This is a genomic window from Cellulosimicrobium sp. ES-005, from assembly GCF_040448685.1.
GTDB classification, from domain to species: domain Bacteria; phylum Actinomycetota; class Actinomycetes; order Actinomycetales; family Cellulomonadaceae; genus Cellulosimicrobium; species Cellulosimicrobium cellulans_G.
Genome location: NZ_CP159290.1, coordinates 315,516 through 329,795, shown reverse-complemented (window position 1 = coordinate 329,795; position 14,280 = coordinate 315,516). Strand labels below are relative to the sequence as shown.

Sequence of the window (14,280 nt, the reverse complement as noted above, 5' to 3'; positions counted from 1 at the left end):
AAGCGGCCCGTACTTCTCATGCGACGCACGCGACGAGGGAGTGACTGCGGTGAGGCAGGAGCGGAGCGACATCCAGACCGGTGAGACGAGAACCGGGACAGGCGGGATCCAGACAGGCACGACGGCGAAGGTCGCCGTGGTCGGGGCCGGCTCGGTCGGCGCGACCTTGGCCTACGCCGTCCTGATCCGCGGGGCGGCGCGGGAGGTGGTCCTGTACGACGTCGACACGGCCAAGGTCCGCGCCCAGGCGCTCGACCTCGCCCACGGCATCCAGTTCATGCCCATGGCGCGCGTCGAGGGCTCCGACGACGTCGCGGTCTGCGCGGACGCGGACGTCGTCGTCGTCACCGCGGGCGCCAAGCAGCAACCCGGGCAGACGCGCATCGACCTCGCCGCCCGGACCGTCGGCCTGGCGCGCACGCTCATGCTCCAGCTCGTCGAGGTCACGCCCCACGCCGTCTACCTCATGGTCACCAACCCGGTGGACGTGGTCACCTACGCCGCCCTGCGGTACTCCGGGCTGCCGCGCGCGCAGGTCCTCGGCTCCGGCGCGGTGCTGGACTCGTCACGGTTCCGGTACCTCGTCGCCGACCACGTCGGCGTGGCCGTGCAGAACGTGCACGCCTACGTCGCCGGCGAGCACGGTGACACCGCCGTGCCCCTGTGGTCGTCCGCGACGATCGGCGGCGTGCCGCTCCTGGACCTCGACCCGTTCGACGGCCGGGAGCCGCTGACCGAGGAGGTGCGCCGGGCCATCGCGCACGACGTCGTCCACTCCGCCTACGACATCATCGCCGGCAAGGGCGCCACCGCCTACGCGATCGGCCTCGCCGCCTCCCGCATCGTCGAGGCGATCACCAACGACGAGCACCGCGTCATGCCGGTCTCCTCGCTCCTGAACGGCTACCGCGGCATCGACGACGTGTGCCTCTCCGTCCCGACGATGGTCAGCCACGGCGGCGCCGGGACCTTGCTGCCGACGCCCCTGTCCGACGCCGAGCTCACCGCGCTGCACCGTTCCGCCGACGCACTGCGCACCGCTGCGGGACGGAGCGGGCTGTGAGTGCACTACCGACTGACGCCGGGAGTGTGGACGCGAGACCCAGACGCACGGCAAGCCCCAGCCGCAGGATTCTGCGAGTGGGTTTCTTCGATGGCGGCACCGGTGGGCTTGGATGGTCGACCCTCATACCCTCGGACGACGCTGCCAGAACGCCCTGCCCTGCACCGTCGCTCGAACACTCCTCGCACGGGATTGCGCTTGAGCATACGTGCGGCAGTCAGAACGGAGGCATACCGGTGGACTCGGGCAGCGGGCCGCGCTGGGGGCACTCGGAGGCACCGAACCGAGAGCGGAGCAAAGAAGGCCGGCGGAGATCTGGGTCAAGGTTGGCCGCAGGCCATCGCGCAGCGACGCCGCACGCGCCCTTGACGCGGGCCGGAGTCGGCCGGATGCTCGGCTCTCGATACGGGGCCGGATGGTGATGTGGTCTAGATGCAAGACCCGACCCTGACGGTCATCGGCTGGGACGGGCCGCCCACGCGACCGAGCTGGCCCGATCCGGTCAGCTTCGTCGATACTGAGCGGCCCACGGGAGATCGTGAGACGGACGCGGAACACCTCGGTCGCGGTCACGTCGCCAGGGCGTACCTCGATAAGGAACATGCCGGTTGTGCGGACAGCAAGACGGCAATCCGGAGTTCACAGACCAGGCGTTCGTCCGGCCCGAAGGCCTACGGCACTGCGTGGTGGACCGTGGACCACGCCGTCCGACTCCCAGACCGGTTCATCGAGCACGTCCGGACTCGTAGAGAGGCATTGGAGACGACGTCGCGCGACGAGGCGTGGTGTCGAGCATGACGTAAGGGTGAAAAAGCAGACGGGCAACGGTCGCACAGGGTGGAGAGAATGGCGCGAGGCGATTCCGGACGGGTCCCGAAACCGCCTTCGTCGTTGCGGCCGGCGACCCGGCGGGGTGCGCGCAGCGAACGTGTGAGCTGGGCGCGGGGCTCCGGCGGACAGCGGCAGCGCGGCGCGGACGCGCCGCGACTCCAGCATGAGAGGACCACAGCTGACAGCAGCGAGCACGCCGCAACACAGCTCCAGTCAACCGAGTGTCGATCGCCACGGGGCGGGCACGAGGCGTACTGTGTGCGCTGATCGCATCACACGAACGCATTGGGGAGCTCCGTTGCCTCGAGAACGAACGCCGAGCCCCCCGGGCCTGAGGGCATCAGAAACTAGAACGCTGCTCACTGCGGAGTCGAAGACCGGCCCCAGCAAAGACTGCTCTACGTGCGTAAATGCGAGGTACCGTTGAACCCCCGAGTGTACGAGATCGCACGCGAACTCAACATCGAATCTGCGGAAATTCTTAAGTATCTAACCAGCATCGGCGAGTTCGCGCGCTCTGCGTCGAGCACGGTAGCCGACCCGGTCGTCAGACGCATCTACCAGAACTATGGCGCCAGCCAAGAATCCGCCACCGAAGTGAGTCTGACGGAGCGACCCAGCGTGACCCCTGCGACGACATATACGTGGCAGGCAAACCCAGTTAAGGAGCCCACGAGGGAAGACGTTCTCCGGAAGGTAGCAAAACTAGAGTCGACATTCCCCGAGGCAAGAGCGCACAAGAAGATGCTGCAAGCGCTCGGTTCGCAATTTGTGCACGCGGAGATGATCCGAACTCCCGATGGACGCGAGTCAGGTTTTGCACTTGCACGATTCAGCGGAGCAATTGAGGCCGCCTTTGGGCTCACGCGCGAAGTCGCATTCTTCTATTCTCCGTACCACGATCTGCAAATTCGATCCTTCGTGCTCGCCAAAGATCGGATCGTAAAGCTAAAGCGCGAGGTCACCCCCGATTTGATCTTCTTCAGCGCGCCCGATGAACGGATCACAGTCAAGCTAAAGGACTGGTCCAAACTCCAGTTCACTGCAGTCCCTTTGCCGCAAAATTTGGGACCCGAGCCGATCGCCCTCATTTCGCAACTCCGCGATTACATCTACGCCCGCGACCTGTTCTATGAGACGACACCAGTGAGCGGACAGAACTTCTTCGGGCGAAAGACCTTGCTCCAAGAACTTCGAGACGACATCGTAAATCAGCGGGCTTCCGGACTATTTGGCCTTCGGAAGAGTGGCAAGACAAGCATCCTTCTCAAGCTGGCCGAGACGCTCGAGTCTGAGCATCTACTTCCGATCTTCGTCGACCTGGAGACACTTCCCTCGCCGCCGGTCGATCCGAGTCCCGATTTTATGCGCGAAGTTGCCTCGCGCATCTCGTCCGCACTCCAATCTCGAGACGTGGATGCCGGGCAGTTGGATGCCGTGGCTTCGCAACCGACAGTTAGCTCGTTTAAAACTGCGCTCGATCGCGCCGTTCGCCAGTTGTCAGACAAACACGTCACGCTCGTCCTCCTGCTCGACGAGATCGAATTCCTAACTCCTTCCGACCAGGTCGACACTCAAGAAGGCGAGTACCCAGGCGTCGCCCAGGTGCTCGCTAGCCTTCGCGCGGTTGCACAGTCAAGCGACAATTTCACATTTATACTCTCCGGGCTAACCAACCATATTCTAGAGAACGGGCGCCTGTACGGCCGGCCAAATCCGCTCTTCTCCTGGGCGAAGGCGCGATACCTGGGGCCCTTCTCCCGGCTAGAAGCCGACGAGCTCGCTACCGGAATTGGCGCGCGAATGGGCATCGAAATCCAGGAGGGTGCGCTAGAGGCACTTCACGACGCGTCCGGTGGGCACGCGTACCTCTATCGTAACCTCGCATCGGAGGTCGTCGCCACACTTCCGATGGATACATACCGCCGCGTCATGCGTAAAGCCGATGTATTGCATCGCCTCATCCCATGGCAGCGCGGCGTTGCGGGAAACGTCGAGGAGATGCTAAACCATCTCGCGCGGTATTACCCGACAGAAAGCGTGCTGCTAGAGGCACTTAAGGAGTACCCCAGAGATTTTGCGGAGATCGCCCGCGACGAGGATCGCGCGATTCATCACCTTATCAGCCTGGGTCTTATCCGTGAGAACTCCGGCACCTTCGAATTGAGCGTCCTATTGGAGTTGAAGTGACGGCACCATCTGCGAGCACTTGGGTCTCTGCTCTCCCTCGTACGATGGAACAGTTCTCCATCGTATTTCTGCAGTTCGGGCATGCATCGGACGATTTCCGAGCGCAGGTCGAAGAACTCCCGGGTCGACACATTTCGGCGCGTGCCTTTCTCTCGAACGACGATGAAACTCAGGAATCCTGGATTTTTGTCGACCGGATGGAGGAACTGGCGGTCGGCCGTGGTGACCAATTAGGACCCCTTCGCGAACGGATCATGCGCGAGGCCGCCTCAGGACACTATTTTGCCCTGATCTCTCGGTCGCCAAAGACTGCTTTTCCCGACACGGTGGGAAGCGACGTTGTCTCCGATGCGAAGCAACTGTTCCCAACGCTATCGGTTGAGAGCGTTCACGACGATGACCCCGAGGAGCATCTTCGCCACTGTGTCTCGGAGTTGGGGGACCGCACGCTTTTGGCACTAAGTACTGCCCTTTGGGAATCGCAACTTGCGCCTTTGGATGCCTTGGCTGCGCTCTCGAAGCCCGACCTGGAGGCGTTACGGGGCGCACGCCTTGTCGCGACCAACGACAACGCAGCCAGTTGGAGCAACCCAGGCGGATTTAGGGATCTTCGCAGAGCGGTCGCGCTGGTTTCCGCGGAGACGGTGATGTCGCGCGCCGCGGTCCCTGACACCTTCTCCGAGCTCTGGCGGCTCGAGCGAATGCTTCGAAACATGGTGCGTCGTGCGCTCGTCGAGCGAATGATGGACGCCTGGCGCGAGTCGTGTCTTGACGGCGAACTCGCCAAGTCTGTGATCGAGCGCGCCCAAAAGGATTCGCAGCCCCGCGCGAATCGACTGTCAGATCTTCGCGATCCGCTTGAGTGGCTGACAACAACCGAACTTCTCGACCTGCGCGAACGACACGAACTGGGAGGCCTTGGTCTCGAACCGCATCACTGGGCGAGTCTCCGAACGCAGATAGTTCCGATTCGCAACCGAATCGCGCACATGCGTATTGTTAGCGACGACGACTCCCGCCTCGTGGCAACTTGGAGAAAACTGGTGCAAGATAGGTCTCGGCGTGCATCGAGCAAGCCTTAGAGCGTGCGCGCTACGCGTCCGACCAGACTAACGGCGTTATGAATGGACGTGCCGCTGCAAAGATATCGCGCCTATCCATAGTATGTGGTTTCGCATCAATAGGGCTCACGCTGGCGCCAGCGTATAGAGCCAGGCATAGGCCAGCAACGGGATCCCATGGGCGACCCGGTCCGCGACGGGTGATCTTCTGCAATCCTCGCCGGGCCAAAGTCCGCACTCTCGGGGTCCAGGACGTCGCGCTGGTGCACAAGGCGGGGTGCGAGAGGAGGACCGTCCCGCCCTCACGCGCGGTCGTCGCAACGTCACACCTTTACCGCAGATCGTCGACACGATGCTTAGCACCGGATTGCGATTCGGTGAGTGCCTGGCACTGCGGGAGGCGGACGTCGCCGTCGACCTCGACGCCGAGGTCCCGACGCTCACTGTGTCCGGGACCGTCGTCCGGGCCGAGGGTCGGCTCGTGCGGCAGCCCAAGCCAGTTTCCGACCCGTCGCGCGCAAGATCACGCCCCCGTTAGTCGTCACCACGATCCGCGAGGCGCTGGGGCCTCGGCCTGGACGGCGGGTGGACGCCCTGGAGTTTCCGTCCACGCGCGCCGGCCGGCGCTCTTCCAGCCGGGTGCTCGACCCGCTCGACGCGGCGCGGGCCTCCATCGGCACCACGGTGACCCCGCACGATTTTCGCCCGACCGTGGCGACGCAGGTCGTGAATTTGACGATGATCGGCAACGCGGCGGCGCTGCTCGGCCACGCCTGCAAGGGCGGACGACCGTCCCGCGCTAGCTGAAGTGCACGCATGTCGCCCCGGATCTGCGGGTCGTCATCGACCAGCTCGTCCAGGAGGCCACGGTCGACGGCCCGCAGCACAAGTCTGAGTGAGAACGGACGGCCGGGTACGACGAAGGGCCCCGCAGCCGCGGAATCTCGCGGGCGGGGCCCTTCGGGTGGCGGTAGCGGTGAGATTCGAACTCACGGTGGACTTTCACCCACACACGCTTTCGAGGCGTGCTCCTTAGGCCACTCGGACACGCTACCTTCGCCGGGAAACCCGGCCCAGGAAGGATACCTGGTCAGACCCCCGGACACCGAATCGGCCGGTCAGACCGCCCGATCCGACGCCCGGAGGCCCACCGTCACGACCCGCCGAGCGCGTCCGCGAACAGCGGCGTGACGTTGTCGATCGCGTAGATCACGGCCGTGGGCGTGCCGAGCGAGAAGGCGTTGGAGAGGTCCTTGTCGTCGAACACGACGTACCGACCGTCGGCGACGGACGGCACGGTCTGGAAGATCGGGAGCGCCTCGACGTCCGCGGCGGTGAAGCCGATGGGCTGGATGACGGTGAGGTCGGCGTCGAGCAGGTCGACGTTCTCGGTGCCGAGGTTCGCGGAGAACTCCTCGCCGGCGGCGTCGTCGATCTCGGGCTTCGTCTCGAAACCGAGTCCCTGCATGAACTCGCCGCGGCTGGACGTCGAGACGTACGCACCGAAGCCCTCGGCCCAGTACGACCCGATGACGGCGGTCTTGCCCGCGAACTCGGGGTGCTCGTCGCGCGCGGCGGCGAACGCGTCGTCGACCTCGGCGAGCAGCTCGTCGCCAGCCTCGCTGCGCCCGAGCGCGGCGGCGATCATCCCGACCTGGTCCTCCATGGGCGTGAGATAGGCCTCGCCGCCCTCGGGGATCGCGACGGTCGGGGCGATCTCGGAGAGCCGCTGGTACCGCTCGGGGTCGCCGGACGACTTCACGTCGAGGATGACGTCGGGGTCGAGCACGGCGATCTGCTCGTACGAGGGTTCGAGCGTCCCGATGATCTCGGGCGACTCGTCGTACGCGCCGTCGAGCCAGGGGCCGACGCCGTCGCCGCCGAACGCGAGCCAGTCGCTCGCCCCGACGGGCTGGACGCCGAGCGCGAGCGCGGTCTCGGCGTCGCCCCAGCCCAGGGCGACGACGCGCTCCGGCGCCTCGGGGATCTCGACGTCCCCGAACGCGGTGGGGATCGTCACGGGGAAGGCGTCCGCGGCGCCGTCGGCGCTCGCGCTGCCCGACGGCGCGGCGTCGCCCGAGCCGTCCCCGGACGAGCACGCGGCGAGCGTGAGGACGGCGAGCGCGGACGTCGCCGCGAGCGCGCGGCGCAGGGTGGTGCGGTGCATGGGACTCCTCAGTCCTCGAAGATCTTGCCGACGGGCTCGCGCTTCTCCGCCTGGAAGCGGTCCTCCGCGCGGCCGTAGGCCCAGTAGCCGGAGAGCGACAGGTCGGCGCGGGGGACGCCGCGCTCCGCGAACACGCGGCGCAGGGCCTTCATGGCCTCGCGCTCGCCGTGCGCGAAGACGTGCACGCGGCCCTCGCGCCACGCGAGGTCGGCGACGGCGTCGGGCAGGAGCGTCGTCGTCCCGGCGGGCGCGTCGCCGCGCAGCACCCAGGTGACCTCGACGCCGTCGGGCGCCTCGAGCGGGAGCCGGTCCGCCTCGGTGCCGACCTCCAGCACGGCGTGCCCGACGGCGTCGCGCGGCATGGCCTCGAGCGCGGCGGCGATCGCGGGGAGCGCGGAGTCGTCGCCCGCGAGCAGGTGCCAGTCGGCGTCGGGGTCGGGCGCGTACCCGCCGCCGGGGCCGGAGAAGACGATGCGGTCGCCGGGCTTCGCGCGCGCGGCCCACGGCCCGGCGAGGCCCTCGTCGCCGTGCACGACGAAGTCGATCGCGAGGCGCTGCGCCGCCTCGTCGACCCACCGCACCGTGTATGTGCGGGTCACGGGCAGGTCCTCGGGCGCGAGCGTCTCGCGCAGCGCCGCGACGTCGTAGGGCGGCTCCAGCCCGAGCTCGGGCTTGGCGAAGATGATCTTGACGTACTTGTCGGTGTGCTCGTTCGTGGTGAACGCGGCGAACCCCTCGCCCCCTGCCACGACCCGCACGAGGTGCGGGGAGAGCCACGCGGTCTCGAGGACCTCGAGGACGGTCTGGGGGCGGGCGCGCCGCGGCGCGGGCGCGGTGGTGGTCGACATGACAACCTCTCGTCGGTGACTTAGGTGAGGCTAACATCACGGCTCGTTCCCTCGCCGTGACCCCGGTCACGAGGCCGCGAGCGCCGCGGCGGCCCGCGTGACCTCGACGCGATGCCCCGCGGAACGGGACTCATACACGCGGCCTGTGCCCTCCACAGCGACCGCACAGGCTCCTCCGGCGGAATGGGAACGTCCTCGACCACGGCGCCCAGCGCCCCGGCACCCGGAGGCCTCGTGTCCCAGCCCGTCCTGTACCTCGTCGACCTCGTCGCGGTCACCGTCCTCGCGTTCGGCCTCTACTTCCCGCGTCACCGGCGACGCGACCTCGTGGTCGCGTACCTCGGCGTCAACGTGGGGGTGCTCGCGGTCGCGGCGACGCTCGCGACGAGCAACGTGGGCGCCGGGCTGGGGCTCGGGCTCTTCGGGGTCCTGTCGATCATCCGGCTCCGCTCGACCGAGCTGTCCCAGACCGAGGTCGCCTACTACTTCGCTGCTCTCGCGCTGGGCCTCCTCGGCGGCCTCGGCGCGACGACCGGCTGGCTGTCCCTCGCGGGCACGGCGCTCGTCGTCGGCGTGATGGCCGTCGTCGACCACCCGCGGGTCCTGCGCCGTGCGCACAGCCAGAACGTCGTCGTCGACCGCGCCCTCACCGACCGCGCCGAGCTCACCCGCCACCTGGAGGAGCTGCTCGGCGCGGAGGTCCGTGGCGTGAGCGTGCAGCGCCTCGACCTCGTCAACGACACCACCTGGGTGGACGTCCGCTACACCGAGCCGCGCACCGGCCGTCGTGCCACGCCGGCTCCTGCCCCGGCGGCCGCCGCGCCCCTCCCCGTGCCCGACGGCGCACTCCGAGCCTCGCACGAGGCGGCGCCCTTCGCGCCGGTCGCCCCGGCGATCGCGCCGACGCCGCCGAGCCCGGCAGCGGCCACGACGCCCGGCCCGGCAGCCCGGCCCGAGCGGACCGAGGCGCGCGCGTGAGCCCCCGGACCGTGACGGCCGACGACCGCGTCCGCGCCGTCCTCTACCCGCTCGACGGCGTCGGCCTGGACAAGCTCGTGGACGCGGCCGCGCTGCTCACCCGGGTCGACCGCAAGTACGTCCTGCCGGTCGATGACGCACTCACTGTCCTCGCTGCCCTCGCCCCGACGACCGGTGCGCGGGTCCTCGAGATCGACGGCGCGCGCAGCGCGGCGTACGAGTCGGTGTACTTCGACACCCCCGACCTCGCGTCGTTCCGCCTCACCGCGACGCGGCGCCGCCGGCGGTTCAAGGTCCGCACGCGGACCTACCTGGACTCGGGCGCGAGCTTCCTCGAGGTCAAGACCCGGGCGGCGCGCGGCACGACGCTCAAGCAGCGCGTCGCGCACGACGGGTGCCCGACGGCGCTCGGCGCCGACCGCACGTTCGTGGGCCGCACGCTCGCGGCCGAGGGCATCGAGGGCGTGCCGGAGCACGCGCTCGCGCCCGGCCTCGTGTCGCGGTACCGCCGCACGACGCTCCTGCTCCCCCGGGCCGACGGCGCCGCGCGCGCCACCGTCGACACGGGCCTCACGTGGGAGCTCGACCAGCCGGGCGCGCACGCGCCGCTCACGTGGACCGTCCCGCACCTGGTGGTCGTCGAGACCAAGGGCGGCTCCACGCCGTCCGACCTCGACCGCCTGCTGTGGCGGCACGGCCACCGGCCCGAGCGGATCTCCAAGTACGGCACCGGTCTGGCGCTCCTGCGCCCCGACCTTCCCGACGGCCCGTGGCGCCGCGTGATCCGCCGCCACCTCTCCCCCTCCCCCGACGCGACCGCGCCCGCGGGGACCACGACCCCTCCCGCCCGCACCCCCGGGCACGACGACAGGAGCCTCTGATGCGCATCCGCCGACCCCTGACCACCCTGGCCGCCGCCGCGGCGGCCGCCGTCCTCGCGAGCTGCTCCGTGCTGGGGAGCAGCGCGACCACCGACACCGCCTCGACCGACACGAACGCGACGACCACCGCGAGCGTCGTCTCGGACGCCGTCGCCGGGCTGACCCCCGACGAGGCCCGCGCCGGCAACACCGAGGTGACGGTGGACGACGCCGATCTCGCGTACGACGCGTCCTCCGCGGTGACCGTCGCGCTGGACGGCGACACCGCCACGGCGGACGGCGACGGCGTGACCGTCGACGGCTCGGCCGTCACGATCACCGCCCCCGGCACGTACGTGCTCAGCGGCACGCTGGAAGGGCAGGTCGTCGTGGACACCGCGGAGGACGGGCTCGTCCAGCTCGTCCTCGACGGTGCGGACATCACCGCGACGACGAACGCCGCCGTGACCGTGCAGGACGCGGAGAAGGTCGCCGTGATCCTCGCCGACGGCTCCACCAGCAGCCTCACCGACGCCGAGACGTACTCCGCCCAGGACGCCGACGGCGAGCCCGACGGCGCGCTGTTCTCGACGGCCGACCTCGTGATCGGCGGCGACGGCGCGCTCAGCGTGACGTCGCACGGGAACGACGGCATCGTCTCCCAGGACGGGCTCGTCATCGCGGGCGGTGACCTCACCGTCGACGCGGGCGACGACGGGATCCGCGGCAAGGACTACCTCGTCGTCACGGGCGGCACCCTCGACGTCACCGCCGCGAAGGACGGGCTCAAGTCGACCGAGGACGGCGACGAGACCCTCGGGTTCGTCGATGTGCGCGGCGGGTCGATCGCCGTCGCGTCGGGCGACGACGGCGTGCAGGCGGTCACCGACGTCATCGTCTCCGGCGGGACGCTGGCCGTGACCGCCGCGGGCGGCGCCGGCGCGACCGTCGCCGAGGACGCCTCCGCGAAGGGCCTCAAGGGCGACGTCGGCGTCGTGGTCGGTGACGACGCGTCGGTCACGGTCGACGCCGCCGACGACGCGCTGCACTCGAACGGCTCCGTGTCCGTCTCGGGCGGGACGGTCGAGCTGTCGTCGGGCGACGACGGCGTGCACGCCGACGGCGACGTCACCGTCTCGGGTGGGGACCTCGCCGTCACGACGTCCGTCGAGGGCATCGAGGGCGCGGCCATCACGATCTCGGGCGGCGACGTCGACGTGACGGCGAGCGACGACGGCCTCAACGCGACCATCGGCTCGACCGCCGACGACACGGCGACCGGGACCGACGGCGCGACGAGTGCCGACGGCGCGACGGACGGCGACGCCTCGGCCGGCTCCACGGGCGGCGACGCCGCGGCCGGGTCGGCGCCTGACGGGAACGCGCTCGCGTCCGCGGACGGCACGATGCCCGAGCCTCCGGACGGCGCCGCGGCCGGCGGCACGCCGCCGGAGATGCCGTCCGACGGCCAGATGCCGGAGCCCCCGCAGGGCGGCGAGCTCCCCGACGGCACGGAGATGCCCCCGGGCGGCCCCGGTGGCGCGGGCGGCGGCATGGGTGGCGGCATGGACACCGACGACGGCTCGACGCTGACGATCTCCGGCGGCACCCTCACCGTCGACGCGGGCGGCGACGGGATCGACTCGAACGGCTCGCTCACCGTCACGGGCGGCGAGATTGTCGTCCAGGGTCCGACGAACGACGGCAACGGCGCTCTGGACGTCAACGGCACGTTCACGATCAGCGGCGGCTCGCTCGTCGCGGCGGGCAGCGCGGGCATGGTCGTCGTGCCGTCGACCGACTCGGAGCAGGGCTGGCTCGCGGCGGACGTGTCCGCGAGCGCCGGCGACACCGTCACCGTCACGACCGCCGACGGCACCGTCCTCACGGAGTACGCAGTCACCAAGGACACCGCGAACGTCGTCGTCTCCACTCCCGACGTGACGGCCGGCGAGACCTACACGGTGACCACCCCCGCGGGCGCGGTGACCGCCGTCGCGGGCGAGTGGACCGGCGGCGGCATGGGCGGCCGGACCGGCGGGGGTCGCCCGGGCACCCAGGACGGCACCACGACCCAGGACGGCACCACCGAGTCCTGACCCGTCCAGGCCCGAACGCCCTGCCCGGCGGCCACCACAGGCCGTCGGGCAGAACGCTGCCCGCCGACGCTGAACCGTGGTCGCTTCTTCAGCCTTGCGGAGTCGGGTACGCGGCGTCCTCGAGTCTCAAGCCCGCGGGTCGGGTCCGCGGCGCGGGTGGCCTCGGTGCTCGGGGCTGCGGCGCCGTTACCCCGGTCACTCGGCCGTGGGTTCGAGGAGCGCCGCTCTGACGCCCCTTCGCATCCGAGCCCACCCCCACCGCTCGGCGATCGTCTCGCCCGGGACGTCGGTCGCCGCTTGCGACCATCGGGTTGCCCGCCGGAGCAGAGTGCCCGTGGCGGCTCGGCGCGAGGCCGACCAGGCCGTCCTGGTGGGTCGAGCAGGCGACGCGGGTTCGTCCCGCGCGCCGGACGCGCCCGAATCACCTGCTCGACGTGACGGCGCCGCGACCGACGACCGTCCCGCGCGCGAGGTCGCGCGGCCTGGGCCGAACGCACCCGCGGGCGGTCGCCCACGGTGAGGACCGACCCGGACGGGACGACGTCGGGCGGGGTGGGTGGTGGTGCCGCGTCGTGGTCGGGCCTGGCGGGAGCCGCGAGGAACGAGCGGCGGATGGTAGACGCGGCGCCACCACCCACCCCGACCACCCAAGGCGACCAGACCGCCGTCGGGCACGACCACGGATCCTTCTATGTTCGTCAAGCTGGGGTGGTGGCGGGTTCGGTGGTGTTGAGGGTCCTGTAGATCTGGCGGGCGAGATAGCGCTTGAGGCAGCGTCGGATCTCTCGGGTGGTGCGTCCTTGGGCTCGTCGTCGTTCGATGTAGGCGCGGGTTTCGGGGTCGTGGGTCATGCGGGTCAGGACGGCGATGTGCAGGGCTTTGTTCAGGCGGCGGTCGCCGCCGCGGTTGAGTCGGTGACGGATGGTGTTGCCCGAGGACGCGGGGATGGGGTTCACCCCGGCCAGGGCGGCGAAGGCTGCTTCGGAGCGGACCCGGCCGGGGTGGGACCAGGCGGTCAGGGCGATCGCGGCGGTGACGGGGCCGATGCCGATCTTGGTCAGCAGCGGTGCGGCCTGGCTGGCTTGGACGAGCTCGGTCAAGCGGGCCTGGTTGGCGGCGATCTGTTCGTCGAGCTCGTTCACGCGCTTGGCCAGGCGGACGGCTTCGGTGCGTGCGGTCGCGGTGGCGAGGTCTTCCTCGCGCGGGCGCCAGCGCGCGACTGCGGCGATCTGGGTGCGGGTCAGTGGCTTGCGGGCGTCGGGGCCGAGGTCGACCACGCGGGCCAGGGCGGTCAGTGCGTTGATGGTGGCGGTGCGTTCGCCTGTCATGTGGTCGCGGGCGGTGACCAGGACGCGTAGGGCGGCTCGGATGCCGTCGCCCCGGCGAGGACGGCGCAGCTGGTCGGTATCCAGCGCCAGGACGGCGGCACCGATGCGGGCAGCGTCCAACGGGTCGGACTTGCCGATCCCGTGGTGGGCGCGCGCGTCCATCCGCGCGGCCTCGACGACCTCGTAGCCCGCCCGTTCGACGGCGCCGGTCAGGCCCGCACCATAGGACGCGACGCCCTCGATCACCCACAACACGGCGAGATCACCACCGGTGCGGCGCGCGACCCACGCGATCGCCCGGGCCAGGCCCGCGCTCGTGGTCGGGAACTCTCGGGTATCGATGACCTCACCAGTGCCGGTCAGGATCGCTAGGACGTGGTTGCGGGCATGGGTGTCCACACCCACGACGAACGGGTGCGCATGCGCGACGATGGTCATGGTGGCTCGGGTCCTTCCTACTCCAGGGACGACGGTCCGGCCGCTGGCGGCCGGCGCCGGCCTGGGTAGGAGTCACTTCGGGACAACACTGTGACGAGTCACGCCCCACCGGGGCGGACACCCTTCTGATCAGGACACCGAGGTGGGCCAGAACAGCGCCGGCCGCCCACCCCAGCCGGACAGATCCGTAGCAGGGCACCCCCAACAGGGCCGGCTCTACCTCGAGTCACGACCACGGCGAGCAGCCGACGCCATCCTCACCAGCCGATCCCAGACCAGCCACCGCAAGACTCACAGCTCTACCTCGCCAACCCCGGCTCTACCTCGCGCCGTCGTACCGTGGGAGACGTGTCCACCGACCCGACCGCGCCGTACCCGAGTGACTCCACCGAACCCTCGACCGCGTCCCCCGCGCAC

Annotated in this window: 10 protein-coding genes and 1 tRNA gene; 7 read left to right on the top strand and 4 right to left on the bottom strand. The window is 69.8% G+C overall.

Annotated elements, in window-relative coordinates; genetic code table 11:
• Positions 1–70 precede the first annotated feature (70 nt).
• The 4 genes from ABRQ22_RS01415 (at position 71) to ABRQ22_RS01400 (ending at position 5,952) form a co-directional block, all read left to right on the top strand.
• On the top strand, positions 71–1,063 hold the full coding sequence (locus ABRQ22_RS01415; RefSeq protein WP_353709480.1) for an L-lactate dehydrogenase: 993 nt from the start codon (positions 71–73) through the stop codon (positions 1,061–1,063).
• Between the two features lie 1,266 nt (positions 1,064–2,329).
• A complete protein-coding gene (locus ABRQ22_RS01410; RefSeq protein WP_353708316.1) occupies positions 2,330–4,084 on the top strand; it encodes an AAA family ATPase in 1,755 nt (584 codons plus the stop codon).
• Between the two features lie 44 nt (positions 4,085–4,128).
• Positions 4,129–5,166 (top strand): hypothetical protein, encoded by a 1,038-nt coding sequence (locus ABRQ22_RS01405; protein ID WP_353708315.1) that lies wholly within the window; start codon positions 4,129–4,131, stop codon positions 5,164–5,166.
• A gap of 564 nt (positions 5,167–5,730) precedes the next feature.
• Positions 5,731–5,952, top strand: a complete 222-nt coding sequence (locus ABRQ22_RS01400; RefSeq protein WP_353708314.1) for a hypothetical protein — start codon at positions 5,731–5,733, stop codon at positions 5,950–5,952.
• Positions 5,953–6,110: 158 nt separating this feature from the next.
• Here ABRQ22_RS01400 and ABRQ22_RS01395 read toward each other — a convergent pair.
• From ABRQ22_RS01395 to ABRQ22_RS01385, 3 genes are all read right to left on the bottom strand, one after another.
• Positions 6,111–6,200 (bottom strand) — tRNA-Ser (locus ABRQ22_RS01395).
• Between the two features lie 98 nt (positions 6,201–6,298).
• On the bottom strand, positions 6,299–7,312 hold the full coding sequence (locus tag ABRQ22_RS01390) for an iron-siderophore ABC transporter substrate-binding protein (RefSeq protein ID WP_353708313.1): 1,014 nt from the start codon (positions 7,310–7,312) through the stop codon (positions 6,299–6,301).
• An 8-nt stretch (positions 7,313–7,320) separates the two neighbouring features.
• The gene (locus ABRQ22_RS01385; RefSeq protein WP_353708312.1) at positions 7,321–8,160 is read right to left on the bottom strand and encodes a siderophore-interacting protein; all 840 of its coding nucleotides are present in this window, start codon (positions 8,158–8,160) and stop codon (positions 7,321–7,323) included.
• A gap of 234 nt (positions 8,161–8,394) precedes the next feature.
• Between ABRQ22_RS01385 and ABRQ22_RS01380 the strand changes: the two genes are divergently transcribed.
• Genes ABRQ22_RS01380 through ABRQ22_RS01370 form a run of 3 tightly spaced genes read left to right on the top strand, consistent with a single transcriptional unit; the run spans position 8,395 to position 12,097 of the window.
• Positions 8,395–9,138: a DUF4956 domain-containing protein gene (locus ABRQ22_RS01380; protein WP_353708311.1), complete on the top strand. Its 744-nt coding sequence runs from the start codon at positions 8,395–8,397 to the stop codon at positions 9,136–9,138.
• Positions 9,135–10,019 carry a polyphosphate polymerase domain-containing protein gene (locus tag ABRQ22_RS01375; RefSeq protein WP_353708310.1) on the top strand — a complete coding sequence of 295 codons (885 nt, stop codon included), beginning with the start codon at positions 9,135–9,137 and terminating at the stop codon, positions 10,017–10,019. Before ABRQ22_RS01380 ends, ABRQ22_RS01375 begins: the two co-directional genes overlap by 4 nt.
• Positions 10,019–12,097, top strand: a complete 2,079-nt coding sequence (locus tag ABRQ22_RS01370; RefSeq protein WP_353708309.1) for a carbohydrate-binding domain-containing protein — start codon at positions 10,019–10,021, stop codon at positions 12,095–12,097. Before ABRQ22_RS01375 ends, ABRQ22_RS01370 begins: the two co-directional genes overlap by 1 nt.
• A 698-nt stretch (positions 12,098–12,795) precedes the next feature.
• Here ABRQ22_RS01370 and ABRQ22_RS01365 read toward each other — a convergent pair.
• Positions 12,796–13,863, bottom strand: a complete 1,068-nt coding sequence (locus tag ABRQ22_RS01365) for an IS110 family transposase (protein ID WP_353708308.1) — start codon at positions 13,861–13,863, stop codon at positions 12,796–12,798.
• Positions 13,864–14,280: the final 417 nt, after the last annotated feature.

What these genes read in the sequence shown, in the direction of transcription:
- ABRQ22_RS01370 (WP_353708309.1), top strand. Translation starts at nt 10,019, where the DNA reads ATGCGCATCCGCCGACCCCTGACCACCCTGGCCGCCGCCGCGGCGGCC.
- ABRQ22_RS01390 (WP_353708313.1), bottom strand. Translation starts at nt 7,312, where the DNA reads ATGCACCGCACCACCCTGCGCCGCGCGCTCGCGGCGACGTCCGCGCTC.
- ABRQ22_RS01385 (WP_353708312.1), bottom strand. Translation starts at nt 8,160, where the DNA reads ATGTCGACCACCACCGCGCCCGCGCCGCGGCGCGCCCGCCCCCAGACC.
- ABRQ22_RS01365 (WP_353708308.1), bottom strand. Translation starts at nt 13,863, where the DNA reads ATGACCATCGTCGCGCATGCGCACCCGTTCGTCGTGGGTGTGGACACC.
- ABRQ22_RS01405 (WP_353708315.1), top strand. Translation starts at nt 4,129, where the DNA reads ATGGAACAGTTCTCCATCGTATTTCTGCAGTTCGGGCATGCATCGGAC.